We start from the raw sequence: 26,433 nt of genomic DNA on the forward strand, positions 1-26,433 counted from the left end.
AGCGAACAACGATAGTGCGAAGAGCCAGCGGCGCATTCACAGACCTGTTTCGGGGCGGCTGCTGCCTGCCCCACCTCTCTCATTTTTATAAATCTACGTGTAAATCCTGATGTTTAATCCCATGTTTCTCCACATATCCCGTCAGCATCAGGGTCAGCGCACCATCACCCGTTACGTTGCAGGCAGTACCAAAACTGTCCTGAAGCGCAAAGATCGTCAACATCAGCGCCGTTCCAGTCGCATCGAAACCGAGGACACCGGTGATCAGTCCCAGGGATGCCATAACCGTACCGCCCGGAACACCCGGTGCACCTACGGCAAATACACCTAAAAGAACACAGAACAGAACCATCGTCATCATATCCGGGAGGGCGCCGTACAAAATCTTGGATACCGTCATGACAAAGAATACCTCGGTCAGAACCGAACCGCACAGATGGATATTCGCAAACAGCGGAATACCGAAATCAACCATATCGTCACGAAGCGGCTCTGCCTTTTTGGCACAGCTGAGCGCCACTGCCAGGGTCGCCGCAGAAGACATCGTACCGACTGCCGTCAGATATGCCGGACCATAATGCTTGATAACGCCTCTCGGGTCACGGCCAGAGTAAATACCAGCCAGTGTATACAGCAGCGCCATCCAGATATAGTGGCCTGCCATAACAATCAGGATAACCGAAATGAAGATCGGCGCCTGTTTTGTGATAGTTCCCTCATATGCCAGGGAACAGAACGTAAATGCGATGTAAACCGGAAGAATCGGAATGACAATCTTCTGTACAATCTCCAGAACGATCTTCTGGAACTCGTCTAAGAGTTTCGTTACCGTCACCGCCTTGGTCCAGGTCGCTGCCAGACCCATCATAACGGAAAATACCAGCGCACTCATGACGCCCATGATCGGCGGAATGTCCAATTTAAAGACAACCTCCGGCAGACTGCGCAGTCCATCGACTGCCGACTGAATCGACATATGCGGAATCAGCGTATATCCGGCTGCCATCGAAAACAGCGCCGCGCCAAGAGACGATGTATACGCCAGAATCAGCGCTACTCCAAGCAATCTGGAGGCATTCTTTCCAAGCTTCGTGATCGACGGGGCAATAAAGCCGATGACGATCAGCGGTACACAGAACGAAATAATCTGCCCAAAAATATAATTCAGCGTCACAACGAGATTCATAAAACTTTCATTTGCTATAAGACCGGCAATAATACCGATCGCTACACCCAGCACCAGCCGAAACGGCAGGCTTTTCATCAACTTGCTCATACCCATTTTTCCTTCCTAATACCTATCTCTTCATTCTTACTCTTCCCAAAGTTTTTTCGGATACAGACCGCTGTCCTTCATCCCCTGGATCGCGTCTGTCACCATCTTCTTATCTTCCTTGTAGGTCACGCCATACCAGCGATCCACGCTCTTTAACACAGTCACCTCGGCTTTCCCCTCTTTCAAAAGTTCATCCACCACAAACGGAAGGAAATACTCACATTTGAGTGGATTTACCGACAGGTTTTTCTCCAAAAATGGAACAAAGCGCGCCTTTAACTCCTTTAAGATGCTGGAAGTAAAGCCCCAGAGGTTCATCGATACAAGCGTATCCTCCCCCAGCTGCTCCCAGGTTGCGCCGTCATCCTCGGTATATTCCGCCTGATCGCCGTGCTTCTCGATGCGCGTTCTCTCGTGGATATCCGCCAGATGTCCATCCGCATCCACTGTACAGACGCCGCGCGCCACATGGCCGTTTTCCGTCAATGTGTTGTAGAGATGATAGGCAACCATCGCATACTGATATTTGTCATCATCGCCGCAGGATGCCAGACGATCGTAGATCGCCTTGAACGCCGATTTTCCATAGTAATCATCCGCGTTGATCACCGCAAACGGTCCGTCGATCACCTCGCTGCAGCAGAGAATCGCATGACCGGTTCCCCACGGTTTGACGCGTCCCTCCGGAACCTCAAACCCATCCGGAAGACGGTCATTTTCCTGATACACATACTCCACCTGCACGTGCTTTTCCATGCGGTTTCCAATATGTTCCTTAAACTCTTTCTCAATCGATTTCTTGATAATAAATACGACCTTTTCGAATCCAGCCTCGACTGCGTCGAAGATCGAAAAATCGATGATCAGATCTCCTTCCCGATCGACCGGATCAATCTGCTTCAAGCCGCCGTACCGGCTGCCCATACCAGCCGCCATGATCACCAGAACTGGCTTCTGACTCATGAAAATTGTCCTCGCTTTCTGTTTCTTATCCACAATCCTGCCGTTTTCATTCAAAGCAGAATTGCCTGTTTCCTTTTATTTTAAACTAATTCGGGCAGACTGTAAACAGTAAAACAAAAACCCGGCTGCCGTTTTATTCCATAGAGCGGATATTCTTTTTTGTTTACATTTTTATAAATGTATTTTTTGCTGTTTCTACACCAGTTAATTGTATCTTTTAGTTCTGCGCATACTTGTATGATAGATTGTTTTCACAAATATTTGATGTATGCGGGAGGTGCTTTAAATGATTGCTGCTGGTGACCGGCTCCGTGATTTACGGGAGGACAAAGGAAAAACGCAGGCGGAAATTTCCAGTCTGCTGGGTACAACTCAGCAAATCTATTCCCGCTATGAAACAAACCGGACAGATCTGCCTCTTCGGCATCTGATAAAACTGGCGGATTATTATCAGGTCAGCGCTGATTATATTCTCGGTCGAACCTCCTACCCGAAGAATCCGCCCGAAATGGCGAAACCATTTCTTAAAAATGTCACCTATGGAGAGGTCAATGGACGTATCTCATCCTTCCAGACTTCCACGAAAAAGCAGTTGATCGAATACATCAATTACCTGGTTTATCTGGAATCACGCCATAAGAAGGATTGATCGCAGTGAACAGGACATTAATACCATAGGTGTGCAAAAGACAGCTCCAGGCATCGCTCACATGCAGCGTCTGGGGCTGTCTTTTATCTTTCAGACTTTTGTCTAAATCACTTTGATTCCAGCTCTTAGTCGTCCTCTTCCTCACTATCCGTAACAGTAAATACCTGACGTTTTCTCGCCATCTCATCGTTTGCCAGATACTCATCGTAAGTAGTAATCTTATCGATCAGCTTGCCGTTTACGATTTCCATGATACGGTTTGCGGTCGTCTCAACGATCTGGTGGTCACGGGAGGAGAATAACAGCACGCCCGGGAACTTGATCATACCGTTGTTCAGAGCGGTAATGGACTCCATATCCAGATGGTCGGTCGGCTCGTCCAGAATCAGGACATTGGAACCGGAGATCATCATCTTAGAAAGCATGCAGCGCACCTTCTCACCACCAGAAAGAACGCGGACCTTCTTCACGCCGTCCTCACCGGCAAACAGCATACGTCCTAAGAATCCGCGGACATAGGTCACATCCTTAACCGGAGAGTACTGGGTCAGCCAGTCTACGATCGTGTCGTCGTTATCGAACTCTTTCGAATTGTCCTTCGGGAAATATGCCTGACTGGTGGTCAGACCCCATTTATAGGATCCCTCATCCGGCTCCATCTCGCCGGAAAGAATCTTGAAGAGAACGGTCTTTGCCTGCTCGTTCGGTCCTACAAATGCTACCTTGTCCTCGCGTCCGAGAATGAAGGAAATATTATCAAGAACCTTCACACCATCGATAGTCTTAGACAGGTTCTCTACGCTTAATACCTCATTACCGATCTCACGTTCCGGACGGAAGTCGATATACGGGTACTTACGGCTGGACGGTTTGATCTCATCTAACTCAATCTTCTCCAGAGCACGTTTTCTGGAGGTTGCCTGCTTAGACTTGGAAGCATTGGCAGAAAATCGCTGGATGAACTCCTGCAGCTCCTTGATCTTCTCTTCCTTCTTCTTGTTGGCTTCCTTCATCTGCTTGATCATCAGCTGGCTGGACTCGTACCAGAAATCGTAGTTTCCGGCATAGAGCTGAATCTTGCCATAGTCGATATCTGCGATCTGGGTGCAGACTTTATTTAAGAAGTAACGGTCATGGGATACCACGATAACCGTATTCTCAAAGTTGATCAAGAACTCCTCGAGCCATGCGATCGCATCGAGATCCAAGTGGTTTGTCGGCTCGTCGAGAAGCAGGATGTCCGGGTTTCCGAACAGTGCCTGTGCCAGAAGAACTTTGACCTTCTGGGCACCGGTCAGATCTGCCATCTGTTTGTAGTGGAGATCCGTCTCGATTCCCAGACCATTTAAAAGGTTCGCCGCGTCGGACTCTGCCTCCCAGCCGTTCATCGTGGCGAACTCGCCCTCCAGCTCGGCAGCCTTGACGCCGTCCTCCTCGGAGAAGTCTTCCTTCATGTAGATAGCTTCCTTCTCTTTCATGATCTCGTAGAGTCTCGCATTTCCCATAATAACGGTATCAAGTACCGGATATGCGTCATATTTAAAGTGATCCTGCTGTAAGAATGAAAGTCTCTGTCCCGGTGTGATGATAACCTCACCATTGGTCGGTTCCAGCTGTCCGGACAGGATTCGTAAAAAGGTAGACTTTCCGGCACCGTTGGCACCGATGAGTCCGTAGCAGTTTCCCTCAATAAATTTAATGCTTACGTCCTCAAATAACGCCTTCTTTCCTACTCGCAGTGTTACATTGCTTGTACTAATCATGGCAATTTCCTTTCATACTGTTCAAATCGTTCATACTCCCCAGGTGCATCTTTGCCCCGGGCGGGTGCAATCCATGTATATTTTACAGGTTTTTCCCGAATTTGCAAGCATTTTACGGGTTTTTATTCCCATCCGACAAAAACCAAGTTACTGTTCACGCATACGTGCCCAGTAACGGAATTTGCCGTGGCTTCGCATTTAAATACGCCAAAAACTAAAATCTTCCGAACGTATCCACCAGCCAGGACAAATAATCTGCCCGCTCATCCGTAAACTGCCCCGGAACCAGACGCCAGCGCCAGTTTTCCCCGAGGGTTCCCGGCGTATTCATGCGCGCCCAGTTATCGAGCTTCAACACATCCTGCATCTGGAAAATGGCAACGCTCGCGACTGAACCGTATGCCGCGCGGAACACGCGGTCTACCACCTCACTCTGGTGTGCTGCACCGAGGTAATCGGCAATGTACTGAAGCTCCCACCACTGACGTTTTTCCGGTTTGAAATACCCCGCCAGCGTCTCATTGTCGTGCGTTCCACCGTAGACTACGGAGTTCGGGTCATAGCAGTGCGGCAGATGCTCGTTGAAACGGTCGCCACTGAACGCAAACTCAATGATCTTCATGCCCGGATAGCCCGTCTCTGCCAGCAGATCCTTGACCTCCTGACAGAAGACACCCAGATCCTCCGCGATGATCTTCGTCTCGCCTGCCGCCTCGTCAAGTGCGTCGGTCAGCTTTTTGCCCGGACCTTTCTCCCACTCGCCGTCTTTCGCAGTCACAGCGCCATACGGGATTGCATAATACTGCACCACGCCGATGAAATGGTCGATCCGCACCGCATCGTAGAGCTTCGCGGACGCTTTCATCCGGCTTCGCCACCAGGCGAAATCGGTTTGTTTCATTTTCTCCCAGTCGTAAAGCGGGTTGCCCCAGAGCTGTCCATCCTCTGAAAATGCATCCGGCGGCACACCCGATACCTTGAGCGGCGTCAGATTTTCCTCGTCGAGCTGGAACAGCTCCGGGTGGCTCCAGACATCCGCGCTGTCGAGCGCCACGTAAATCGGAATATCACCGACGATCTGAAGTTCTTTTTCTTTTGCATACTGTTTTAATTTTTTCCACTGTTCAAAAAACTTAAACTGTAAGAACTTCCAGTAATTTATTTCTTCTGCCAGCTCTTCGCGGCATGCCGAAAGCGCCTCCGGACGGCGGAACCGGATGTCCTCGTCCCAGTCCATCCAGCCTTTTCCTTCATATTTACCCTTGACTGCCATATAGAGCGCATAGTCGTCCAGCCATTCTTCATTTTCTTCCAGAAATGCCTGATATTCCTCACTTTCCTTATGGCTGCTCCGCTCATACGCCTTGCGCAGAAGCGGAAAACGGTAATAATACAGCGCGTCATATTTGACCTGATCCTGCTTGTCGCACCACCAGCAGGCGTCTATCTCATCCTGGGTCAGAAGTTTCTCGTCTTTCAGCGTATCCAGATCAATAAAATACGGATTTCCCGCAAATGCAGAGTAGGACTGGTACGGGCTGTCCCCGTAGCAGGTCGGTCCCATCGGAAGCACCTGCCAGTACGTCTGGCGTCCGCGTTTTAACTGATCAATAAACTCATACGCCGCCCGTCCGAACGTACCGATTCCATACGGCGACGGCAGGCTGAAAATCGGCATCAGTACGCCTGCGCCGCGTTTTAACATTGTCTTCATCGCTTCGTTTCCTCCTATTCTGCCCGATATACTGTCTCACCGCTGCAGATGGTATAGTGAACCTTTCCATAGAGCTTCACTCCCACAAACGGGGAGTTAGACGCCTTGGAATGGAATTTTTCTACGGTATATGGTGTCTGGTCGTCAAAAAGAACCAGATCCGCCGCGCCGCCCTCGCGGATGCGTCCCGCCTCCTTCATCCGGTACAGCTTCGCCGGATTCAGGCACATTTTCTCAAACAGAGTCAGATAATCAATGTGACCAGCTTTTACCAGCCTGGTAACCGCCAATGGCAGGGAGGTTTCCAGCCCGATGATGCCGCTCGGTGCCTCGGTCAGCGGTTTTTCCTTCTCCTCGGCGCTGTGCGGTGCATGATCCGTCGCAATCATATCAATCGTGCCGTCCTTGATTGCTTCAATCAACGCCTCGCGATCCGCAGCACTCCGCAGCGGCGGATTCATTTTCGCCAGTGTTCCGTACTCCAGAACCGCCGTCTCGTCCAGTGTAAAATGATGCGGTGTCACCTCCGCCCAGACATGCGCGCCCAGCTTTTTCGCCAGCCCGACCATCTGCACCGCATTACGGGAACTGATGTGCTGGATATCCACATCTGCGCCCGTGTGAAGCGCGATCATGCAGTCGCGCGCCACCATCGAATCCTCCGCCAGCGCCGGGGAACCACCGATTCCCAGCTGCTCGGACACCGGACCGCGGTTGATGCCGTTGTTGAAAATAAATGCCGGATCCTCCTCATGGAAGCTGAGCGGCACATTGAGACGTTTCGCCGTCTCCATCGCCTCTTTGACCAATTTTTCGCTCATCAGCGGGATTCCGTCATCCGTAAATCCGATCGCACCCGCCTCTTTGAGGGACTCCATATCGGTCAGTTCTTTTCCTTGAAATCCCTTCGAGACTGCCGCGCAGGTTTCCACGTGGATTCCCGTTTTCGCACCCTTTTCCAGAATATACCGGACAATCTCCGGCGTATCGGCAACCGGTTTCGTGTTTGCCATACAGACCACCGTCGTAAAGCCGCCCGCCTTCGCAGCCGCCGCGCCCGTCTCGATGTCCTCCTTGTAGGTCAGACCCGGATCGCGGAAATGCACGTGGACGTCCACCAGTCCCGGCGCGACGATCAGCCCTTCTGCATCCAGCACCTCGGCATCCGCCGGGATGAACGGTGCGTCAGATGCCTCATCTGATTCTGATTTTGTATCTTTTTTCACGATTTTCTGGATTTTTCCATTTTCAATCCACAAATCTGCCCTTCCGTCGAATCTGCTCTCCGGATCGATGACTCTTCCGTTTTTAATTATTTTTACCATTCTAACCCCTTTTTAACTCATATGTTAAAACGTAACTGTTCAGTACCTTCACAATCACGTCAAAACATTTTTTCAGACAAACTCAGCCCTTAACTCCTCTTCGCCGGCACGATCTCCAGCCAGTATCCATCCGGATCGTTAATGAAATAAATACCCATCGCCGGATTTTCAAAACAGATGCATCCCATTTCCTTATGTTTGGCATGTGCCGCCTCCATGTCTTCCGTCTCAAATGCCAGATGGAACTCATTGTCGCCCAGGTTGTAGGAGTCCTTCTCCCAGTCGCGCAGCCAGGTCAGCTCCAGCTGGTAGCTGGTCGTGGCGTCGCCCAGATAAACAAGGATAAAGCTTCCGTCTGCCGCCTCCTTGCGGCGTACCTCCTTAAGTCCCAGTGCTTCCTCATAAAATTTCAGTGACTTGTCCAGATCGATGACATTGAAATTGTTGTGTGCAAATGTAAATTTCATCGAATAAACTCCTCTCCTTCCTTGTGAATCTCTACAATCCGATCCCGCCAGCCTTCACTGGATGGATGTTCGATTAATTTTGGTATAATCGTATAATCTTCCCAGAAATGCATCGGGAAAATCCATTTTGCGTCCGCCTGCTCCATAAAACCGGCAGCGCCCAGATAAAACCACTGCTCCTGCCTCGGATCGACCGGGATAAATGCCAGATCCGCCGTGCGCCCGGAAAGCTTTTTCATCTCCTGTTTATAAGAAGCCGCCATATTCCGGTTCCATGCCATATCTTCGCCTTCCCACCACCAGTTATTTAAGTCACCGGCGTGATAAATCTCCTTTCCTTCGCAGGAGAGCCAGAAGGCGACGCCTTCGTCGGTGGAATGGAACGTCTCGACGATAAGGCTTTCTTCAGAAATATTCAGGCAAAATCTTTCTCCTGCCTTTACCAGCCGTATCCTGTCTTTATATCGTTTACGATATTCCTCCGGTATCTTTTTCCCAATCTCTTTTGAGAGAATATAAAAAACATTTTCCCGTTTCTCTCCCAGCTGAAAGATTACCGGAGCATAATGATCGGCATGGAAATGGCTCGCAAAGATAAAGAGGGGCTTCCCTGCCGGAAACTCCGGGAGAGTTCCCTTAAAATAATCAAACAGAATCACGGCATTTTCAAGCTCAACTGAAAACGAGCTGTGATGAATATATGTGATTTTCAAACGAATTAATTCCCTTCTATAATGAAAAAGAATGTGCCTTGGCACATTCTCGCGCCGAGCGCGGTCGCTTGCGACATGTTTCTGCTTCGCGCGAGTGCGCATCATTGGCACGTTAGTGCCTTTTTGTGTAATAAGAAATTTCAAGGAATTTCCTATTACACGAAACAACAGCCAGCCAAAAGTATCCCGCATACGATACTCGCAGCGCTTTCAGCCGGCTGTGCTCTCTTCGCAACCTTTAGTTTTCTTTCTTGCTCTGTGCTTTTGCTAAGAATTTCTCATTTTTGATGATGAAACGCTCATGTGTGCCGCCGCCGATGGAACCTTTCGCGTCAAATGCCTCTACCTTAAATACGAGGCGTCTGCCGTCTACCTCTACCAGCTCACTCTCGCACCAAACCTGCATGCCGACCGGGGTCGCTGCATTATGGGCAATTTCCAGCTTTGTACCAACAGTTCCCTCACCGTCGTTTAAGTACGGAGCCACGCTCATCCACGCGGTTTTCTCCATCAATGCAACCATCGCCGGAGTTGCAAACACCGGTAACAGACCGCTTCCCACTGCTGCTGCGGAATTTTCGTCCGTAACCATAACTTCCTGTCTTCCCTTGATACCAGCTTCTAACATATTGTCTGCCTCTCTTTCTTTTTTGCGCCAAAATCTGCGCTGTATCAAATTTTTGTAACCGTCCCTTGCTTCCACAGCCGCCATCACTCTTTTAGCGGTATCCGTCTGTATTTCCCCGCCTTACAGCGGTTTGCCGCACTTTGGACAGTACGAAAAATCCTCATCCGTCTCAAATCCACAGGACGGACAGACCTTATGACGGTGTGATGCATCACTTCCCGTCCACGGATTTTCATTTCCATCCTGCCGAAGTGTCAGATCGCGTTCCGTGATCTCGACCTCCTCGCCCCGAAGCAGCCTCTTTCCTACCTCCGGATCCAGCTCATAGACCGCACCGCAGCACGACATTTCTACGAAAAAGCGCCGGTTCCATTTAAAAATCGGGATAAAAAAGAAACTAAAATACATATAGGTCATGTACACCTGATACCGCCCATAAGCGCCGCAGCGCCCGCAGATCACTGTTTTCAGGTACTCCAGCGGCTTCACGCCGGAACTGATGCCACCGATAAAAAACATCCGTCTCCCCTCCTGCCATAGAACAAAGAATGTGCTCTGGCACATTCTCGCGCCGAGCGCGGTCGCTTGCGACATGATTCCTCTTCGCGCGAGTGCGCACATATATACATCATACCTAAGTAGCGCGTCTTTCGCAAGATTTTTTTACGCTCTGATGCAATTCTGATGCAATTCCTTTCTGATAAAAGGTAACCGTTTGCAGGCAAAGGTCTTCTATGCTATGATACGTCTCATAAGAATTACATGATTTGATACTTTATGATTCAAGGTTTTATAACTTGATATTCCATTGATATAAGCAAAAAATATTTTAAAAAAAGAGGATGCCCTGCCATGAACACACATACAACAAACCTGCCTGCAATCGAAAAGCACAATTTTCCCAACTCCCACATCATCTCCTGCCTGAACCTGAACCTCGCACAGATCGCCGCCTCCGGTCAATGTTTCCGTATGCTTCCGGTTCCGGAAAAACCGGGGATCTGGTCACTCATCAGCGGGACGCACTATCTGGAAATTTCCGAGACGCCGGACGGTTTCTTCTTCGACTGCCCGGACGAAGCGCTTCCTTTTTGGAAACAATACTTCGATCTCGGCACCGATTACGGCTCTTTCATCGCCTCCATCCGCGCAGACGATGCCTACCTCGCGGCGGCGGCAGACGCCGGTTCCGGCATCCGGATTCTCCGTCAGGATCTCTGGGAAATGATGATCACCTTCCTGATCTCCCAGCAGAAAACCATCCCAAAGATCCGCGAAGCCGTCGAGACCCTGGCAAAAAAATACGGTGCGAAGAGAACCGCCGCCCTGTCCGACGGTTCTATCCGCACCTACTATTCTTTTCCCTCGCCCGAAGAACTGGCATCTGCCAGCCTGGACGACCTATTAGCCTTAAAACTCGGCTACCGCGCCAAATACATCCACCGCCTCATCCAGGATGTCCTCGCCGGAACCGTATCCTTAGAATCCCTCGCAGCCCTGCCGCCGGACGAAGCCATGACCGCACTTACCAGCCTCTATGGCATCGGTCCCAAGGTCGCCAACTGCGTCTGCCTCTTCGGACTCCACCACATCGACGCCTTCCCCGTCGATACCTGGATCGAACAGATCCTGACCAAAGAATACCTTCCCAAACATCCCATCCGCTACCGCCGCCTTCCAAAAAGCCGCCTGTACACTACTATTATCCAGGATTTTTTTGGAAGCTATAAAGGATACGCAGGGGTAATGCAACAGTATATCTTTTATTATGAGCGCAGCATCCGAAACGGAAAATTCTAAAGATTCAGCAGCGCCAATGCCACCAAAATAATCCCGCATCCCCCAATCTGTCTCCGGCTGATTGGATCCCCGAGCACCAGCACGCTCACAAAGCTGACCACCAGGATCGTGCCGACACTAAAGCTCGGATACACGATAAACGCCGGCAGTCTCGACACACTCGCCAGCAGCAGCGAGGTTGAAAAATAGTTTGGAAATCCGACTGCCACACCACTCAAAAAGTCCATCTTTCCAATCTTGCGGCGGGTTCTCTGCTGCTCGAGAAATGCCAGAACCACAGTCAGAACCAGTGCGGTCAGGAACGTATAGAACAGAAACAGCGCATCAAACCGTCTCTCGCCGATCCTCTCCGTTACCTTGGACATCCCGTCTGCCATACCGCTGACGACAAATAAAACGAGCAGAAGTCCCGCCGAACCCATCCTCCGTCTGCGTCCGCAGCCGCGGTCCCCCTCGCTGTTGATGACCCAGATCGCCACAATAACCAGCACAATTCCCACCAGCTGGAACAGCGTCGGGATCTCACCTAAAAACAGGATACTCGCCGTGACCGGAATCACGATACCAAGCTTCGCAAATGCCGACGACAGAACTGCCCCATTTTCACGGATGCATTTCTGCATCAGAACCAGATTTCCTGTAAACAAAAATCCATTCACGATTCCCGTGAGAACCGCCGTCCGGCTGCCTGCCGCAAAGATATTTTTATCTGGAAGCAGAATAAATGCCACCACCAGGCAGGTCACATAATTTCCAACCAAAATCCCATATCGGTTATCGCTGAACGTCTCACTGATCCGCAGCGCCAGCGCCAGGGACGCGCTGAAAAGAATCGCAAAAATCAGATAAATCATACCTACTTATAAGAGATCGCCAGTCTCCCGGAATTTCCGGTAATGATGCGTTCTCTTTGCCTCCTCCAGTTTTTTAAGCATGGCCGGGATATCCCCGTTTAAGGTTCCCGCCAGAATCACGTAGTTCGACGCATGGTTCGTCCGGAATACAGTGCCCGGAGAATCCACATTTTTCAGGAAAATTTCCATTTCATCCACAATTTCATCCGGGGTTATCCGCTGGAACCGCCCTTCCACGACATCTGCATACATCGGCGTGCCCTCGTACAGGCGCAGCGTCAGGAAGGATGCGTACTCCGGGTTCATCGCCGTGATGAGCTTCGCACAGGACAGGGCATGTTCTTCCACCTTGCTGCGTCCGCCAAGCCCCGAAATCAGCGTCACTGAGGTCGCGATGCCGCAGCGTTTCAGCTTCTGCCCTGCCTCAATGGTCTGTTCCGCCGTCACGCCTTTATTGATATATTTTAAAATCTCATTGTCGCCGGATTCCGCGCCCACATAGACGATTCCGAGTCCCGCCTCGCGCAGGCGGATCAGCTCTTCTTCCGATTTCCGCAAAATATCCTGTGCCGTTCCGTAGGAAGCCACCCGCTTCACGCCCGGATACAGGCGGTGGATCGCATCCAGAATTACCAGAAGATCCTCTGTTTTCATAACCAGCGCATCGCCGTCCGCCAAAAATACCTTCTCGATATACGGCGCATACGGATTGTGCGAAACCTCCGTCAAATCTGCCAGAATCTCCGCCAGGCTCCGGATCCGGAACTTCTTTTCTTTATACATATTGCAAAAGCCGCAGGTGTTGTGTGCACATCCGATCGTCACCTGAATGATCAGGCTGCGCGCCTCACTCGGCGGTCTGTATACAATTCCCTCGTAGTCCATATGATTCCTCCTTTTTCTGTATCTCCTCTGCCGGACTGCCCGCATCTGCTCCGACAGTTTCCTCTTTTTCTGCATTCTCCGGGTTTTCTATCGTCTCCCCCGGCAGCGGGAAATCCACACCCGCTTTCAGCTCCAGCACCGTGTTGTCCGTCCGGGCATCGTGCAGGATCGCCTGCAGCCTTGCCAGCCAGAAATCATTGCCGCTATAACGGATCCAGTACTGATATGCCTCGCTTTTTCTGATCTTTGCCACATCAATCTTCGTGCCCGAACAATAATCACGGTTCATATCGGCATAGAGCCTTGCCATCTCTTCTTTGATATCCTTTGATGCCGACTGCAGCGCCTTAAACGCCTGTTTCGAAATCACATCTACCAGAAACTGATCCGCATAAGCATCAAAATTGAGAAGATTCTCGTCTTCTTCCCCGTAGCGCTGCGCCCAGCCTGCTATGTCTACCTTTTTTGTATGGTAGGACAGACTGCCATCCGTCTGCCAGTTTAGGATACTGTACTGGCACGGCGCCATCGGAAGCGGAGAAGTCACTATCTCCCGGATTCCATATCCGCCCGGTGTATTCAGATTTGACGTATGCTTCTTGATTCTCTGCAAATGCAGATGCCCGCTCAAATACACCGGAACTCCATATGCTTCCAGAAGCGCGGTCACTTCTTTCGTATTTTCAATCGTGCATTCCTCCGGATAGAGTGTACTCTCATCCAGCAGATTGTGGTGTGAAACCGGAATGACCGTCACACCCTGTTTTTTCGCCTCCTCCAGCTGTGTTTTCATCCACGCAACCGTCTCTTCGCTTAGCTTTCCGCCCGTCTCATGGACCGGTTCACACATGCAGCTGTCCAGCATCATCAGCCAATATTTTTCATCCAGGCGGTAAACATAACTCAGCGAATCCGAAGCCCGGGACACCGCCTGATCATAGCCAAACTTATGGTAAATCTGGTAAAACTCTTCCGAACTTGTTCCCTCTGCCGGGGATACCTGATCATCAAAATACGTTGCCGCCCACGGGTGGTTAATATCATGGTTGCCCGGAATCACCAGCACCGGAATTCCCGCTGCCTGCACCCGCTCTAGCTTCTCTGCAAGCGCTTCATGGTTTGCTTTCTCACCATTCTGGGAGAGATCTCCGCTCAAAACCAGTGCCGATGGATGCGCCGTCCGCACCTCCTCCAGAAATGCCTCCGTAATCTCATCCAGATACGGCACGATCGTCCCATCATTTCCCATCGTATAGGTATCAAACGCCGACTGGAAATCTGTCATCTGCGGGGACTGATAGTGAAGATCCGTCGCCAGCCAGATGGTCGGCGGCATATAAACTGTCTCTTCCTGTGCCTTCTGGGGCTTTTTTTTTCTTTTATACAGCTGTTTCCGGGAAGTCCGGCGCTTTAAAGCCGTTTCTCCATCCGAAGCGTTCTCATCTGCATCATCCTGTATCACTTCCCCGGCGGATGATTCATCCTCCTCCAGATTCCCGGCGGCTCTATTTTTTTCATTCTCCGCCACATCGCCGCCATCTGTCTCAGCTTCCGAAGCTTCCGTCCCGGATGCATGCTTTTTCCCTGCATCCGGCACCAGCCATACAACCAGAAAAAGTGCGAGGACCAGCAGCAGAAGCTGTGCCCCCCGCACCAGAATCGACATCTGTCTTAACTGTTTCATGGCTGCTCCGGTTTCGGCGCATTGCTCTTACCTGTCAGAGTTTCCACACGCAGGCAGAGGACGGTGGTTCTCGCCGCTACCTCCGGAGCAAACTCATACGGTCCGCCCTCCGGGTCATACTGCTGCATGATCCTTGTCAGTGCCTCTCCTTTCTCCCCAGGAGCAGCCACACGGGATAACCGTCCAGTCCCGCAGACACTCTCATAAATCATCGTGCTTCTGCATGCCGGTTCCAGAATCTTTATCTCTTTTTCATTCTGCACACAGAATGCCACCCGGTTGTCGCGCTCCATATGCTCAATCTTCGTTCCCACCGGAGCGCCGTGGAAATACAGCACCGGCATCTCCTGGTCTTCGTTCCACACAAAACCATAATTTAACGGGATCACATACGGGTATTCATCCCCGGAAAAGGCGAGACTACACACCCGGCAGTGTTCCAAAATGGCTTTCTGCCCGTCTTTCGACTCAATCGCACGTTCTCCTCTTCGCATTATTTATCCCCCTTCTTATCCGAACCTTTCTTCTCCTGATTCTCTTTCTCCCGTTGCTCCCGTACCTTCTGGAACGCCTCGTCGCCGACTGCCACGCGGATAAACTCCTCCATCGCCTTCGTGAGGTATTTATTTCTCTTCTTGTACAAATAAACGTAACGGACCGCCAGCTCTTCATTCATCTTGTAAAAGCACAGCGGCACTTCATATGGAAGATTGACGATCAGGCCATCCGGGATGAAGGTCGCGCCCACGCCCCGTCCTGCCATGTTGAACGCAGAGACAACCTGGTCCGGTTTCATGATAATATTCGGCGAATAATTCTGGCGGCTGCACATCTTCATGCTGCGCTTGTAAATACTGTTTTCCTCTTTGACGAAGATAAACGGAGTACTCTTTAAGAGCGGCAGCGGCAGTACCGGGAACTCCGCCTGACTGTGGCGTCCTGCCCGGATATCTTCCGCGGTAAGCTGATACTGGGTCAGCTCCTCATTGATCGGAAAACTCTTCGGAACAGCCAGAATAATTCTCTCCGTGCTATAATAATACTTTTCATAATTTTTGTCATCCAGTTCCGAGTTATCGATCAGAAGATCCAGTTCCTCGGCAACCAGCTTATCGGTCAGCTGTGTGGTCGTGCCCTCCTGCAGATCAATCTTGATCTGCGGATACCGATGGGAAAACTCGCTCAACACGCCCGGAAGTACAAACGAGGTAAAAAAGATCGTTCCGCCAACCGACAGCTTGCCCGCCAGAAGCCCATTTAAGTTATTCAGTTGATTGAGCGTGTTCTGTTCCAGCGCAAACAGCTTTTCGATCGCGTCGATATAAACTTCACCGCCCGGCGTCAGTCCGATCGGAGAGGTGCTCCGGTCAAAAATCGGAGTTCCTATCTTTTTCTCCACCTTCTTGATCGCCGTGCTTAACGCCGGCTGCGTAATATACAGTTTCTGCGCCGCCTTCGAAAAACTCTTTTCCTCGTAGACCGCGTATACATACTCTTTTCCGTCGAACATGTTTCCTCCTATGTACCCTGCTTTTTCTCATCGCTGCATCCTGCGGGATATTTCATCCCGAAACTTCCCGCCCGTGAACATTCTCATTCTGTTCCATTCTTTCCCCTTTATCTACAGGGTTTCCGGCACTTTTGTCCACTTGTGATTCTATAACAAAAAATTTATAATAATTATCTTCTTATTTATATTTGATTATATACGATGAATGATATATAATCAAGTTAAAGATAAGGAACAAGAGAAAATAATTCATCTTCTTATCTTTCTGGCATAGCCAACCACCCCGATTTTCCCCAAAATCGGTTCCCATATATTGATTATTCCTCATGAGCACGCACTGCAGAACCCTCGTTCCCCAACCAACCCGCAGTTGCGTGCTTATTTGTATGTAATTTTTACCCCGTCCAGCTCAGTTTCTATCAGCTCGTCCCCATCATATGACAATTTCAATGAAAAAAACGTATCCCTTTCAATCAGAAGCTTCAAAAAGATCCGATCGCCGTCCCAGAGCCGCAGAGCCGATACATCCTTTTTCGCCACCCAGGCAAGCTCGCCCTCATCACATTCGCGAAGCGTTCCCTCAAATCCATCCGCCGTGTACAGGCACATATATTCCGTCGGCCAGCCTTTCGCGATAAACGTCACGATTCCGCGGAAGCGCCAGGAAGTCAGAGTCAGCCCTGTCTCCTCCTTCACTTCGCGCAACAGGCAGTTCTCCGGGCTTTCATTCTCCTCAAAATGTCCGCCGACGCCAATCCATTTTCCTTCATTCACATCCTGTTTCTTCTTAATGCGGTGCAGCATCAGATATGAATCGTCTTTTTCAATGTAGCAGAGCGTTGTCAGCGGCGAACGCTGTTTTTTTGTCTCTCCCATGCCTCCTGGTACCTCCATTTTTATTTAATGTACGCTCGGAATCTTCAGATGCCCGTAGTCCTTCGCCTCGTCCTCCAGGATATTCTGCAGAAAATCGCTCAGTTCGCTGACATAGCCGATCTTGTTCCAATCTTCCAGCACCGGATTTTCCTTTGCGGCTTCCTCGATCTGATACATCCGTCCTTCATAATAATTCACGCACAGATCCGCGTAGTACGAAGCCATTTCCTGTTTCTTCTCGTCCGTAAAAAATGCATGGCGATCCTCGATATGGCGATTCAGATCCCGAATTGCATCGCGGATTGCCGCCCGACGCAGGATCGACTCCGAATAAGCCGTAAAATCTGCCAGATCTCGGTTGTGGTACGAGTGGCGTATCGCCCAGCCGTCCACATCGACAGGTTTCGCATCATACTGGTAGGTCCCGTCATTCCAGATGCGGACAATCCCGTAATGGCACGGAGCCATCACCATGGAACCCGTCACAACCTCATAGATGCCCGTGTCCTCGTCTTCCTTATAATGCTGGATATGCAGATGTCCGCTCAAGTGCAGGCGCACGCCATGATCCGACAGCATCCGCACCAGTTCCTCGTTGTGCTCGATCGTACAGTTGTCATAAAAGGTCCGGCTCACTCCGCTCTCATCCAGCAGGTTATGATGGCTGACGGATATCACGCGGGCGCCTTCCCGCTCCGCCTCTTCCAGAATCGGCTCCATCCACTCATACGTTTCCCGGCGGATCATGCCGCCGACCTCATTTTTCGGTTCATACTGACAGGAATCCAGCATCAGCACCCAGTTTGCACTGTCTATCTTATAAAGATAACTCAGCGATGCCGGATCCCGGCTGTCCGCCGCTACATAGCCAAAATCAGCATAGATATCCCGGAACTCGTCCGCTGTGATGGACTCCACCTTTTCCGCTCCATCCGCCGTATAGCGGCGGGCATCCGGGTTATTGATATCGTGGTTTCCCGGTATAACCGCGACCTCAATTCCCGCCTCGCTGAGTCCTTCCAGAAGTTCTGCCAGTTCCTCATGGCTCGCTTTCTCTCCGTCCAGCGTCAGATCTCCGCTCAGAATCAGGAGGTCTGGATCTTCCTCCTTCATATCATCGAGAAAGGCGTCCATGACCTCCCAGCCGTACTCCAGCACGCGCCCGTCTCCGCCCCTCGCCATTCCGACAAAGGAATCACAGCGGTTTCCTGCCAGTTTCTCGGCAAAATAGTGCATATCCGTTGCCACCACGATCTTCTTTTCCACGAAATGGTCCTCGGTTTCCTCTTCCCCGCTTTCTTCGTCTTCGGCAGCCTCATGGCTCTCCTGTGTCTCCTCTGTCTCAGCTGTCTCAGTCTCCGACTCCTGTGTGGCACCCGGACTTTCCGTTTCCGCCTTGCTGGAAACCTCCGTCGCGTCTGCCTCCTTCGATAGAAACGAACAGCCGCCAAGCAGCGCTGCCAGAAGGACTGTTGCCATCACTATACATCCTTTGTTTCTTCTACTTTTTCTCACTGTACCTATCCGCTCCTGTTTTCTCTCTATCTTTCAATTTCTGTAACTGTTCAGTACCTTCACAGTCACGCGCAAAAATCCATTAAAAATTGCCTACGGCAATGGGATTTTTGCCTGCTGGCCCATGTTTTCGTACGGTCAGCACAGTAAATGTGCAGACCTACTGAACAGTTACCAATTTCTACTGCTGTTTCTTGCCTTTACCGCTATTGTTTGTACCAATTCTTCGTACATAATCTGCCCCGGCGCGATATATCTACGTCTCGTCATCCACCGGAAGCTCCGTCCGTCCCAGCGCTGCCATCGCCTCTTTTTCCTTTTTGGTCAGTTTCTTGAGCGCTGCCTCCCGGCGCATCGCCTCGCTGCGCGTCGCATATTCTTCATAGTATGCCAGCACTACCGGACGGCGGGTTTTCGTGTATTTTGCACCTTTCCCGGCATTGTGTGCCGCCACCCGCGCTGCCAGATGGTTCGTCCACCCGCAGTACAAGGTTCCGTCCGCGCAGCGCAAAAGATATGTATAATTCATGCCTCATCCTGCCTTTATGGTTCGCACTCCCGACAAAAATTTCTCAGTACACAGGAAAACGCATCCGGATGCCCTATGTAAACGGCGCCGCGCCTTGCAATGCACGGGCACCGCCCGGTTCGGGAAACTCCTTCCCCGGATCTATCATCAAGCACCGGCCGGATGCGTTTTCCTGGCTTACAAGGCGAAAATCCTTTGTCAAAGTCAAATCTGCATGGATTTTTGCTTGTAACTGTGAAGATATTGAACCGTTACAATAATAGTATATAAAGTTTTCCCCCAAATGCAACCATTCCGGCTGGATTTTTTGTTACTGTACACGCATACGTGTCCAGTAACGGAATTTGCCGTGGCTTCGAATTTCAATACGGCAAATTCCTGCTGCCACCACGTTTTCTTACGGCACTTTCGGTCCCAAAAGTGCCCACCCGTGAACAGAAACGATTTTTTCTCTCTAAAATTCCTACCTATGAACAGTTACCCGCCGTTACCTCTTTGATCAGAAGCAGCCGCGCCCCTGCACCGGCTTCCTCCCCGTCGATTTCATTCATTTCCCGCACCTGATCCACCGTCGTGTGGAATTTTTTTGCAATTTTCCACAGAGAATCCCCCGGCTGCACAATATAACCCACAATCCCTGGCTGCTGCTCCCAGCGCTTTAAATCGAACGGCTGTGTCTGCACGGATGTAACCACCGCTTCCTGCATCGGCTGGAATACAAGCAGTTCCACCGTGAGCTGCGCCTTGACCTCCGCCTCACCGCCACCCAGCATCACCGCGCCGAGCTGTTCCAGCCCCAGATTCAACTGCCAGACGCAGTCTTCCCGGATCCCCTCCGCCTCGACCGTGCCGGAAAATGGCAGAACCTCAGAAATTGCCCCGACCGGCGCCGCGTCATCATCCGTCAGATACAGGAGACTGACTTCCAGCACTCCCTCGATCGCCAGACCGTTTTCTGACGGGCGGCTCTCATCCAGCCGGACAATCCCACTGCTGTGGCAAATCTGCAGAATTCGATCCGGTTTCTGAAAAGAAACGCTTCCGCCCACCCGCATTTTGCAGCTGTTGCGCGTCAAAAGCCGGTCAAAGCACACCTCCCCCTGCTCGCTCACGACCTCGCAGCCGGTCGAATAGAGATCGCTTAAAAGTTCCACTGATTCTTCTTTATAAAGTCGGATGTCCAGCTCCAGCACCGCCTCCACTTCCACTTCGCGCATCTCCCCATCGCTGTCCGGCTTTTTGTCCGCCTCTGCATGAAGAATCCGGACCCCGACCGCCGGGATCATCTCCTCCACCGCCTCCGAGAGTTCCACTTCACCGGAAAACGGAATACTCTCCTCCAACCACTGAACCGGCGTGTGCTCGCCCTCGCCGCTGTAAATCAGGAACACCGACAATTCACCGTCCAGATGCAGTTTTCCATCCAACGGGCGCACCGAAACATCCCGAAGACGCATCTCCTGCCAGAGAATCGTCTCAATATTCGGCTTATTTGCCGATACGCTTACTTCCTCCCGGACCCGGTAGATATCTTTGCGCCGCACTGCAAGCGTCGCTGCCGGAACGCTTCTCTTCAGGACTTGCAGCCCCGCATCGTCCGTCTCGACGTCCGCGGCAGCCTGCGCATCGACGCGGCTTTCCGCCCGCACCGTAAGCGTCAGCACCGCTTTGGCGCTCAGCTTGCGCGAATGAATCATGGTAATATTCAAATCTTCGATATTCCATACGATCTGCGTATAGTCGCGCTCCGAAAGCTCCGGCACATTGACCGTTTCCTCAAATGGAATCTCCCCGCCCATCGCCTGCAGCCCGCCCGACTCCCGGCGGTACAGCACCCGGAACACAAGCTTTCCCCGGATCAGCACCTTTTCTCCCTGAATCCGTGAATTTTCTATCTGAACTTCCCCGTCTGACAGCAGTATCTGCACCGCATCATCCAGCGCATCCGGCACAATAAAATCATCATCCAGCGTCAGCTGCGACACCGCCGTCCCCCTCTGCCGATTCATATGTATCTCTTTTTTGATCAGCTCTATCATAAAAAACGCCCCTTTCCAAACCGCACGCATTTCTCTCAAAGAAATTTATGCAGCCGAAAGGGGCGTTATGAATAATTTTGTGTCAGGCTTTCTCCTGTCCTGCCCGCACTGCCTCCAGTTCCTTCCGCAGGTTTGCCGACTCTTCTCTAAGTTCCTGAAGCTCTTTCCGGAGCGCGTCGATCTGCTCTAAAATACGCTGATCGTCCTCGCCGATGATCATCTTCTGCTTCTTCGGCAGCGCCACGCCGTCCTTCTTGACCGGACGCGCCGGAATGCCGACAGCCGTGGTATTTTCCTCGAGCGGGCGGAGCAGAACCGCATTTGCCGCTACGGAACAGTTATCACCGACCTCGAAAGAACCGAGAATCTTTGCGCCGGAACCGACCGTCACATTATTTCCCAGCGTCGGATGACGTTTACCCTTCTGTGTTCCGACACCGCCCAGCGTCACACCCTGGTAAATCGTACAGTTGTCGCCGACCACCGCCGTCTCACCGATGACAACGCCGCAGCCGTGGTCAATCAGAATACCGTGTCCGAGCTGTGCACCCGGATGAATCTCAATCAATGTAAAGAAACGTGCCACCTGTGAAATCAGGCGCGCAATGAAAAACATATGGTGCTCATAAAACCAGTGCGCCACCCGGTGCCAGATCAGGGCATGTACGCCCTGATATAAAAGTAGTACCTCCAATGCATTTCTCGCAGCCGGATCTCGCTCCTGAACCGCTTTTACATCCATCCAAATATCTTTTAAAATCATGTCTCTTCCCCTTTTACTGAACTGAATGACCTTTCCGTTTCCGCAAAATCTCAGAACCTACCATCCTTCTCCGACAGCCATTCTTTCTGACTGGCTGCTGCAGTTTCTCATTGTCATCCTATGTTGTTTTTATGCTGCCGTTCATATATTTTGTAAACTACAACACCCTGCGATCCCGCCAAATACCTTGCCGCAGAGACGCACATATTCCTGATATTCCGGTGTCTCATTCAAGTCCTTTAAAAGGTCTATCATCGACGTGTAATACCACGCCTGTTTCTCTCTGTCCTTCATATTAAACCGCTGCCAGAGCTCCTCCCCGACCAACAGATAGTCACGCGCCATGCTGCGGATATTGCTCAGCTTGTCCGCCATCGTCAGGATCTTCTCCGCCGGACTCGCTGTTTTCAGATGTTCCAGCGTGTGCCCCTTGCGCTCAATCCAGGTTTTGGACTTATCCTCGCTCTCCGCCGCGACCAGATCCGCAACCCGGGTGCCAAACTCCTGTTTCAAATCCTCGTAGGTCACACCCGTGTCCTCGATCGTATCATGCAGAAGTGCCGCTGCCAGTATCTCCTCATCGTTCGTCAGCATCGACGCAATCAGCGCCGTCTCCAGCGGATGAACGATATACGGAATTCTGGTTCCCTTCCGGTGTGCGCCCTTATGCGCCTGTTCTGCGAATTTTGCCGCTCTGTCAATCATGGTTGTTCCTCTGTCTATATTGCTTATACTGTTTAAACGATTGCTACTGTTTCAAATGTACATCCATCTTGTTGTATGGAATTTCGATGCCCGCCTCGTCAAATGACAGCTTGATCCGTTCCAGAATGTCCCATCTCGTCTGCCAGTAATCGGACGTCTCTACCCAGCCCCGGATACCAAGCACCACGCTGCTGTCGCCCAGGCTGTCCACAAATACCTTGATGTCCTCGTCCTTCTTCACCATCGGATGTTCCCTGTAAACGCGCTCTAACACTGCCTTTGCCGTCCGGATATCTGCCTCATAGGCGATACCGACCTTGAGTTCCAGCATCCGCTTGTCCATCGCCGTCACGTTGGTCACGGTTGAGTTTGAAAGGGTGCCATTCGGGATGGTAATTGCTTTATTATCGGTTGTCAGGATAGTCGTGTAAACCAGCCCGACCATCGAAACCCTTCCCTCCCCGGACGGGGAAATGATATAATCCCCCACCCGGAACGGTTTCATAATTAAAATCAAGAGTCCGCCCGCAAAGTTTCCAAGACTCTGCTGGAGCGCCAAACTCAGCGCAAGACCTGCCGCGCCAAGAACCGCCACAATCGAGGCGCTGTCCATGCCAAGCTGCCCTGCAATCATAAAAAGCAGGAAGACATTCATCACAAACTGGGTCAGCGCCCGCAGGAAACGAGTCACACCCACATCCATACCGGCATGCTCCATCGAGCGGGACAGCATCTTCTCGATCATCGAAATGACCTTACGTCCAATCAGGAAAATGATGAGCGCCACCAGTACCTTCTGTCCCAATGCCATAAGCCCCGGGCCAATCCGGTGCATGATCGCAGCCATCGTATCCACGTTCAAATTTGCCGGATCCGATAGTGACTCTGCTACCGCCGCGATCTCCTCGCCTGTCAGCTCTGCCGCTGTTGCCATCTATTTCATTCCTTCCTGTACTTACTCTTTTCCTACCTTTTTATCCAGACCTTCTTCCAATCCCGCCTGTCGTCTCGCAATCGAGGACAGACTGATAATCTTGGAGGAAAGCCCCGCCTTCGCCTCTGCCAGCTTATCTGAAATACCCGCCAGGCGTTCTGCTGCCGCAGCAGCTGTCCCCCCGGCTTTTCCATTGAATGCCGCCGCTGCATCCGCCATCATGCTCTGGAGATCGGTTTCAGCCTTTTCTTTTACACTCTTAGTGCTGTGGGTCGTCTTTTTCGCCTTCGCCGGTTTTTCTTTCTTCTCCGGCTCCGTCGGCGTGCAGTTGAAGACGCTGATGCCAAGCGGCGCCAGCTGGATCGTGATGGAATTTTCCTTTCCATCACATTCCTCTGCCTTCGAGGACTTCATACGCGGATTGACCTTTCCGCTTCCGCCGAACTTCTCCGCATCGCTGTTGAAAATCTCTTTGTATTTTCCCTTAAACGGTACGCCGACCGTCAGCTTCTCATGCAGCTGCGGGGCAAAGTTGCAGACAAAGAGCAGTGTCTCATCCGCGCCGCGCCGGAGAAATGCAATGATATTGTCCGCTGCATCCATGCAGTTGATCCACTCGAAGCCTTCCGTCTGATAATCTTTCTGATAGAGTGCCGGATGGCTGGTATAAAAGTGATTTAACTCCTTCACATACTCCTTCATCTGGCTGTGGATCGGATACTGCAGCAGCTCCCACTCGATCGATGCATTCTCATTCCACTCATCCATCTGGGCGAAATCCTGTCCCATGAAGAGGAGTTTCTTGCCCGGATGTCCCATCATAAAACCGTATGCCGCCCGCAGGTTCGCAAACTTGTCCTCAAACGTCTGTCCCGGCATCTTATTGACCAGGGAACCTTTTCCGTGAACCACCTCGTCATGTGAGAAAACGAGGACGAAATTTTCACTGTAGGCGTAAATCATGCTGAAGGTCAGTTCATTGTAGTGGTGGCACCGGAAATATGGATCCTGCTCCATATAGCCCAGAAAATCGTTCATCCAGCCCATGTTCCATTTATAATCAAAGCCAAGACCGCCGTTCTTCACGTCACCGGTAACCTTCGGCCATGCCGTCGATTCCTCGGCAATCAGAATCGCGCCGTCCTTGCGTCCCCTGAAGACAGAGTTCAGATGCTTTAAGAACTCGACCGCCTCCAGATTCTCATGACCGCCGTACATATTGGCAATCCATTCACCCGGATTCTTGCCATAATCCAGATACAGCATCGACGCCACCGCATCAAACCGGATGCCGTCCGCGTGATAGCGGTCCGCCCAGAACATCGCATTCGCAATCAGGAAGTTTGAAACCCCCGGTCTGCCGTAGTTGTAGATCAGCGTACCCCAGTGCGGATGCGCCCCCTGTCTCGGATCCTTGTGCTCATAGAGGCAGCTTCCGTCAAACTGCGCCATGCCCCATGCATCACGTGGGAAATGTGCCGGAACCCAGTCAAGGATAACGCCAATCCCCTGTCCGTGCAGGTAATCCATAAAATACATGAAATCATCCGGTGTGCCGAAGCGGCTGGTCGGTGCGTAATATCCCGTCACCTGATAGCCCCACGAAGCATCCAGCGGATGTTCCATGACCGGCAGAAGTTCCACATGGGTATACCCCATTTCCTTCACATATTCCGCCAGCTTGACCGCGATCTCACGGTAATTGTAAAACTCTGATCCGACAATCTCGCGTCCTCTCTTATCCACCTCGGTCGGTTTTCGCATCCAGGAACCGAGATGCACCTCATAGATCGACATCGGCGCCGTCTTCGTGTCGAGCGCCGCCCGTTTCTTCATCCAGTCCTGATCGTTCCATTTATATTCGTCCAGATCCCAGACGATGGATGCCGTGTTCGGTCTAAGTTCCGCATAGTTCGCATACGGATCCGCCTTCAGCGCCGGGTCGCCGTTCTTGAACTTAATTTCATATTTATAAACAGCGCCCTTTTTTAGCTCCGGGATAAAAATCTCAAACACGCCCGAATCTCCCAACCGCCGCATCTGGCTGCGTCTGCCATCCCACAGGTTGAAATCACCGACGACACTCACGCGCATCGCTTCCGGCGCCCAGACTGCAAAATAGACGCCGCTCACACCTTTGACCGTCATCGGATGCGCGCCCATCTTATTATAAATGCTGTAGTGGACGCCCGCCTCGAATTTCTTCAAATCCGATTCCGTAAACTGCGGTGCAAAGGAATACGGATCGTGTATCTCGCTTAACGTACCATTATCATAAAACACAAGGAGGGTATAATCCGCCAGAGTCTTGCGCGGAATCAGCGCCGCAAAAAAGCCAGTCTCGTCCGCCATCTCCATCTGGTACTGCTTGCCGGTTGCCGAAAGTTTGACCGTAATATCGCGCGCCGTCGGAATAAACGCCTGTACCAGCATTCCCTCCGGCGTCATATGGGCTCCCAGCATCCGGTGCGGGTTTGCCGCTTCCGAATAGACAATTTCTTCAATTCCAGCCCAGTCCATCAGATCGTATAATGTTTTATCCATACATACGCCCCCTTGCGTTCCTTTGTGGTTTTTGGTTTTAGCTTCATTTTAGCATCCCGCGCCCAATAATACAATCATACACTTCAAAACATTTATGAATTTTCCCGAAATTTCGTGAAAAAACTTGATAAATCAAGGCATCTCATATACACTATTATGTCAGAAGGTTACCATTTACAGTAGCCTATTACTGCTCATGCGTTGCACAAACGTTACTGCCGTAGCAGACACCTTTGGAACTGAAAGTGCCATAAGATAACGTCACACAGACAGCAACAGCAGAGAGAGGAGATATAT

At 51.2% G+C, this 26,433-nt stretch carries 24 protein-coding genes; 2 read left to right on the forward strand and 22 right to left on the reverse strand.

The genetic code is table 11. The annotated features are described in order from the left end of the window. Positions 1-85: 85 nt before the first annotated feature. Together DW931_RS09120 and DW931_RS09125 are read right to left on the reverse strand one after the other, a co-directional pair. The gene (locus DW931_RS09120) at positions 86-1,276 is read right to left on the reverse strand and encodes a dicarboxylate/amino acid:cation symporter (RefSeq protein WP_118469113.1); all 1,191 of its coding nucleotides are present in this window, start codon (positions 1,274-1,276) and stop codon (positions 86-88) included. 36 nt (positions 1,277-1,312) lie between these two features. Beyond that, positions 1,313-2,239, reverse strand: a complete 927-nt coding sequence (locus tag DW931_RS09125; protein ID WP_118469111.1) for a sugar phosphate nucleotidyltransferase — start codon at positions 2,237-2,239, stop codon at positions 1,313-1,315. A gap of 286 nt (positions 2,240-2,525) precedes the next feature. On the opposite strand from DW931_RS09125, the gene DW931_RS09130 reads away from it, so the two are divergent. Beyond that, positions 2,526-2,888 carry a helix-turn-helix transcriptional regulator gene (locus DW931_RS09130; protein WP_022360587.1) on the forward strand — a complete coding sequence of 121 codons (363 nt, stop codon included), beginning with the start codon at positions 2,526-2,528 and terminating at the stop codon, positions 2,886-2,888. A gap of 125 nt (positions 2,889-3,013) precedes the next feature. On the opposite strand, the gene DW931_RS09135 is transcribed toward DW931_RS09130, so the two are convergent. From DW931_RS09135 to DW931_RS09165, 7 genes are all read right to left on the reverse strand, one after another. Beyond that, on the reverse strand, positions 3,014-4,651 hold the full coding sequence (locus DW931_RS09135; protein WP_022360588.1) for an ATP-binding cassette domain-containing protein: 1,638 nt from the start codon (positions 4,649-4,651) through the stop codon (positions 3,014-3,016). A gap of 214 nt (positions 4,652-4,865) precedes the next feature. Continuing rightward, on the reverse strand, positions 4,866-6,365 hold the full coding sequence (malQ, locus tag DW931_RS09140) for a 4-alpha-glucanotransferase (protein WP_118471554.1): 1,500 nt from the start codon (positions 6,363-6,365) through the stop codon (positions 4,866-4,868). A gap of 14 nt (positions 6,366-6,379) precedes the next feature. Beyond that, a complete protein-coding gene (locus DW931_RS09145) occupies positions 6,380-7,690 on the reverse strand; it encodes a dihydroorotase (RefSeq protein WP_107000802.1) in 1,311 nt (436 codons plus the stop codon). An 89-nt stretch (positions 7,691-7,779) separates the two neighbouring features. Next, positions 7,780-8,157 carry a VOC family protein gene (locus DW931_RS09150; RefSeq protein WP_107000803.1) on the reverse strand — a complete coding sequence of 126 codons (378 nt, stop codon included), beginning with the start codon at positions 8,155-8,157 and terminating at the stop codon, positions 7,780-7,782. Then, on the reverse strand, positions 8,154-8,870 hold the full coding sequence (locus DW931_RS09155; protein ID WP_107000804.1) for an MBL fold metallo-hydrolase: 717 nt from the start codon (positions 8,868-8,870) through the stop codon (positions 8,154-8,156). Before DW931_RS09155 ends, DW931_RS09150 begins: the two co-directional genes overlap by 4 nt. A gap of 238 nt (positions 8,871-9,108) precedes the next feature. Next, positions 9,109-9,498, reverse strand: a complete 390-nt coding sequence (locus DW931_RS09160) for a thioesterase family protein (protein ID WP_022360593.1) — start codon at positions 9,496-9,498, stop codon at positions 9,109-9,111. A gap of 120 nt (positions 9,499-9,618) precedes the next feature. Next, the gene (locus tag DW931_RS09165; RefSeq protein WP_347559242.1) at positions 9,619-10,092 is read right to left on the reverse strand and encodes a zinc ribbon domain-containing protein; all 474 of its coding nucleotides are present in this window, start codon (positions 10,090-10,092) and stop codon (positions 9,619-9,621) included. 258 nt (positions 10,093-10,350) lie between these two features. Between DW931_RS09165 and DW931_RS09170 the strand changes: the two genes are divergently transcribed. Further along, on the forward strand, positions 10,351-11,298 hold the full coding sequence (locus DW931_RS09170; RefSeq protein WP_107000805.1) for a DNA glycosylase: 948 nt from the start codon (positions 10,351-10,353) through the stop codon (positions 11,296-11,298). Here DW931_RS09170 and DW931_RS09175 read toward each other — a convergent pair. The 13 genes from DW931_RS09175 to glgB all read right to left on the reverse strand — a co-directional run bounded on the left by DW931_RS09175 (position 11,295) and on the right by glgB (position 26,136). Continuing rightward, positions 11,295-12,152: an EamA family transporter gene (locus DW931_RS09175; RefSeq protein WP_107000806.1), complete on the reverse strand. Its 858-nt coding sequence runs from the start codon at positions 12,150-12,152 to the stop codon at positions 11,295-11,297. The two genes, DW931_RS09170 and DW931_RS09175, sit on opposite strands and share 4 nt — an antisense overlap. Before the next feature lie 6 nt (positions 12,153-12,158). Next, positions 12,159-13,037 carry a radical SAM protein gene (locus DW931_RS09180; RefSeq protein ID WP_117796508.1) on the reverse strand — a complete coding sequence of 293 codons (879 nt, stop codon included), beginning with the start codon at positions 13,035-13,037 and terminating at the stop codon, positions 12,159-12,161. Then, positions 13,000-14,721, reverse strand: a complete 1,722-nt coding sequence (locus DW931_RS09185) for a metallophosphoesterase (protein ID WP_118481965.1) — start codon at positions 14,719-14,721, stop codon at positions 13,000-13,002. Before DW931_RS09185 ends, DW931_RS09180 begins: the two co-directional genes overlap by 38 nt. Further along, positions 14,718-15,215 (reverse strand): pyridoxamine 5'-phosphate oxidase family protein, encoded by a 498-nt coding sequence (locus DW931_RS09190; protein ID WP_107000809.1) that lies wholly within the window; start codon positions 15,213-15,215, stop codon positions 14,718-14,720. The genes DW931_RS09185 and DW931_RS09190 overlap by 4 nt, the downstream gene beginning before the upstream one ends. After that, positions 15,215-16,231, reverse strand: a complete 1,017-nt coding sequence (locus DW931_RS09195; RefSeq protein WP_022359453.1) for a LysR family transcriptional regulator — start codon at positions 16,229-16,231, stop codon at positions 15,215-15,217. Before DW931_RS09195 ends, DW931_RS09190 begins: the two co-directional genes overlap by 1 nt. A 378-nt stretch (positions 16,232-16,609) precedes the next feature. After that, positions 16,610-17,107 carry an 8-oxo-dGTP diphosphatase gene (locus DW931_RS09200; protein ID WP_107000811.1) on the reverse strand — a complete coding sequence of 166 codons (498 nt, stop codon included), beginning with the start codon at positions 17,105-17,107 and terminating at the stop codon, positions 16,610-16,612. A 24-nt stretch (positions 17,108-17,131) separates the two neighbouring features. Continuing rightward, positions 17,132-18,586: a metallophosphoesterase gene (locus tag DW931_RS09205; protein ID WP_118556186.1), complete on the reverse strand. Its 1,455-nt coding sequence runs from the start codon at positions 18,584-18,586 to the stop codon at positions 17,132-17,134. Positions 18,587-18,878: 292 nt separating this feature from the next. Then, on the reverse strand, positions 18,879-19,151 hold the full coding sequence (locus DW931_RS09210) for a GIY-YIG nuclease family protein (protein WP_118469055.1): 273 nt from the start codon (positions 19,149-19,151) through the stop codon (positions 18,879-18,881). 467 nt (positions 19,152-19,618) lie between these two features. Then, the gene (locus tag DW931_RS09215) at positions 19,619-21,190 is read right to left on the reverse strand and encodes an SPOCS domain-containing protein (protein ID WP_118469053.1); all 1,572 of its coding nucleotides are present in this window, start codon (positions 21,188-21,190) and stop codon (positions 19,619-19,621) included. 82 nt (positions 21,191-21,272) lie between these two features. Continuing rightward, positions 21,273-21,953 carry a serine O-acetyltransferase gene (cysE, locus tag DW931_RS09220; protein WP_022359459.1) on the reverse strand — a complete coding sequence of 227 codons (681 nt, stop codon included), beginning with the start codon at positions 21,951-21,953 and terminating at the stop codon, positions 21,273-21,275. 141 nt (positions 21,954-22,094) lie between these two features. Then, positions 22,095-22,658 carry an HD domain-containing protein gene (locus tag DW931_RS09225; RefSeq protein ID WP_118469051.1) on the reverse strand — a complete coding sequence of 188 codons (564 nt, stop codon included), beginning with the start codon at positions 22,656-22,658 and terminating at the stop codon, positions 22,095-22,097. Between the two features lie 43 nt (positions 22,659-22,701). After that, positions 22,702-23,592 carry a mechanosensitive ion channel family protein gene (locus tag DW931_RS09230; protein ID WP_118469049.1) on the reverse strand — a complete coding sequence of 297 codons (891 nt, stop codon included), beginning with the start codon at positions 23,590-23,592 and terminating at the stop codon, positions 22,702-22,704. A 21-nt stretch (positions 23,593-23,613) separates the two neighbouring features. After that, positions 23,614-26,136 (reverse strand): 1,4-alpha-glucan branching protein GlgB, encoded by a 2,523-nt coding sequence (gene glgB, locus DW931_RS09235; protein WP_227589443.1) that lies wholly within the window; start codon positions 26,134-26,136, stop codon positions 23,614-23,616. Between the last annotated feature and the right edge of the window lie 297 nt (positions 26,137-26,433).

The organism is Clostridium sp. AM43-3BH (genome assembly GCF_003479985.1).
Taxonomy (GTDB): domain Bacteria; phylum Bacillota; class Clostridia; order Lachnospirales; family Lachnospiraceae; genus Otoolea; species Otoolea fessa.

Bases quoted from the DNA above. Each gene is read 5' to 3' on its own strand.
- DW931_RS09120 (WP_118469113.1), bottom strand. From the start codon at position 1,276: ATGAGCAAGTTGATGAAAAGCCTGCCGTTTCGGCTGGTGCTGGGTGTA.
- DW931_RS09125 (WP_118469111.1), bottom strand. From the start codon at position 2,239: ATGAGTCAGAAGCCAGTTCTGGTGATCATGGCGGCTGGTATGGGCAGC.
- DW931_RS09130 (WP_022360587.1), top strand. From the start codon at position 2,526: ATGATTGCTGCTGGTGACCGGCTCCGTGATTTACGGGAGGACAAAGGA.
- DW931_RS09135 (WP_022360588.1), bottom strand. From the start codon at position 4,651: ATGATTAGTACAAGCAATGTAACACTGCGAGTAGGAAAGAAGGCGTTA.
- malQ (WP_118471554.1), bottom strand. From the start codon at position 6,365: ATGAAGACAATGTTAAAACGCGGCGCAGGCGTACTGATGCCGATTTTC.
- DW931_RS09145 (WP_107000802.1), bottom strand. From the start codon at position 7,690: ATGGTAAAAATAATTAAAAACGGAAGAGTCATCGATCCGGAGAGCAGA.
- DW931_RS09150 (WP_107000803.1), bottom strand. From the start codon at position 8,157: ATGAAATTTACATTTGCACACAACAATTTCAATGTCATCGATCTGGAC.
- DW931_RS09160 (WP_022360593.1), bottom strand. From the start codon at position 9,498: ATGTTAGAAGCTGGTATCAAGGGAAGACAGGAAGTTATGGTTACGGAC.
- DW931_RS09165 (WP_347559242.1), bottom strand. From the start codon at position 10,092: ATGTCGCAAGCGACCGCGCTCGGCGCGAGAATGTGCCAGAGCACATTC.
- DW931_RS09170 (WP_107000805.1), top strand. From the start codon at position 10,351: ATGAACACACATACAACAAACCTGCCTGCAATCGAAAAGCACAATTTT.
- DW931_RS09175 (WP_107000806.1), bottom strand. From the start codon at position 12,152: ATGATTTATCTGATTTTTGCGATTCTTTTCAGCGCGTCCCTGGCGCTG.
- DW931_RS09180 (WP_117796508.1), bottom strand. From the start codon at position 13,037: ATGGACTACGAGGGAATTGTATACAGACCGCCGAGTGAGGCGCGCAGC.
- DW931_RS09185 (WP_118481965.1), bottom strand. From the start codon at position 14,721: ATGAAACAGTTAAGACAGATGTCGATTCTGGTGCGGGGGGCACAGCTT.
- DW931_RS09190 (WP_107000809.1), bottom strand. From the start codon at position 15,215: ATGCGAAGAGGAGAACGTGCGATTGAGTCGAAAGACGGGCAGAAAGCC.
- DW931_RS09195 (WP_022359453.1), bottom strand. From the start codon at position 16,231: ATGTTCGACGGAAAAGAGTATGTATACGCGGTCTACGAGGAAAAGAGT.
- DW931_RS09200 (WP_107000811.1), bottom strand. From the start codon at position 17,107: ATGGGAGAGACAAAAAAACAGCGTTCGCCGCTGACAACGCTCTGCTAC.
- DW931_RS09205 (WP_118556186.1), bottom strand. From the start codon at position 18,586: ATGGCAACAGTCCTTCTGGCAGCGCTGCTTGGCGGCTGTTCGTTTCTA.
- DW931_RS09210 (WP_118469055.1), bottom strand. From the start codon at position 19,151: ATGAATTATACATATCTTTTGCGCTGCGCGGACGGAACCTTGTACTGC.
- DW931_RS09215 (WP_118469053.1), bottom strand. From the start codon at position 21,190: ATGATAGAGCTGATCAAAAAAGAGATACATATGAATCGGCAGAGGGGG.
- cysE (WP_022359459.1), bottom strand. From the start codon at position 21,953: ATGATTTTAAAAGATATTTGGATGGATGTAAAAGCGGTTCAGGAGCGA.
- DW931_RS09225 (WP_118469051.1), bottom strand. From the start codon at position 22,658: ATGATTGACAGAGCGGCAAAATTCGCAGAACAGGCGCATAAGGGCGCA.
- DW931_RS09230 (WP_118469049.1), bottom strand. From the start codon at position 23,592: ATGGCAACAGCGGCAGAGCTGACAGGCGAGGAGATCGCGGCGGTAGCA.
- glgB (WP_227589443.1), bottom strand. From the start codon at position 26,136: ATGGATAAAACATTATACGATCTGATGGACTGGGCTGGAATTGAAGAA.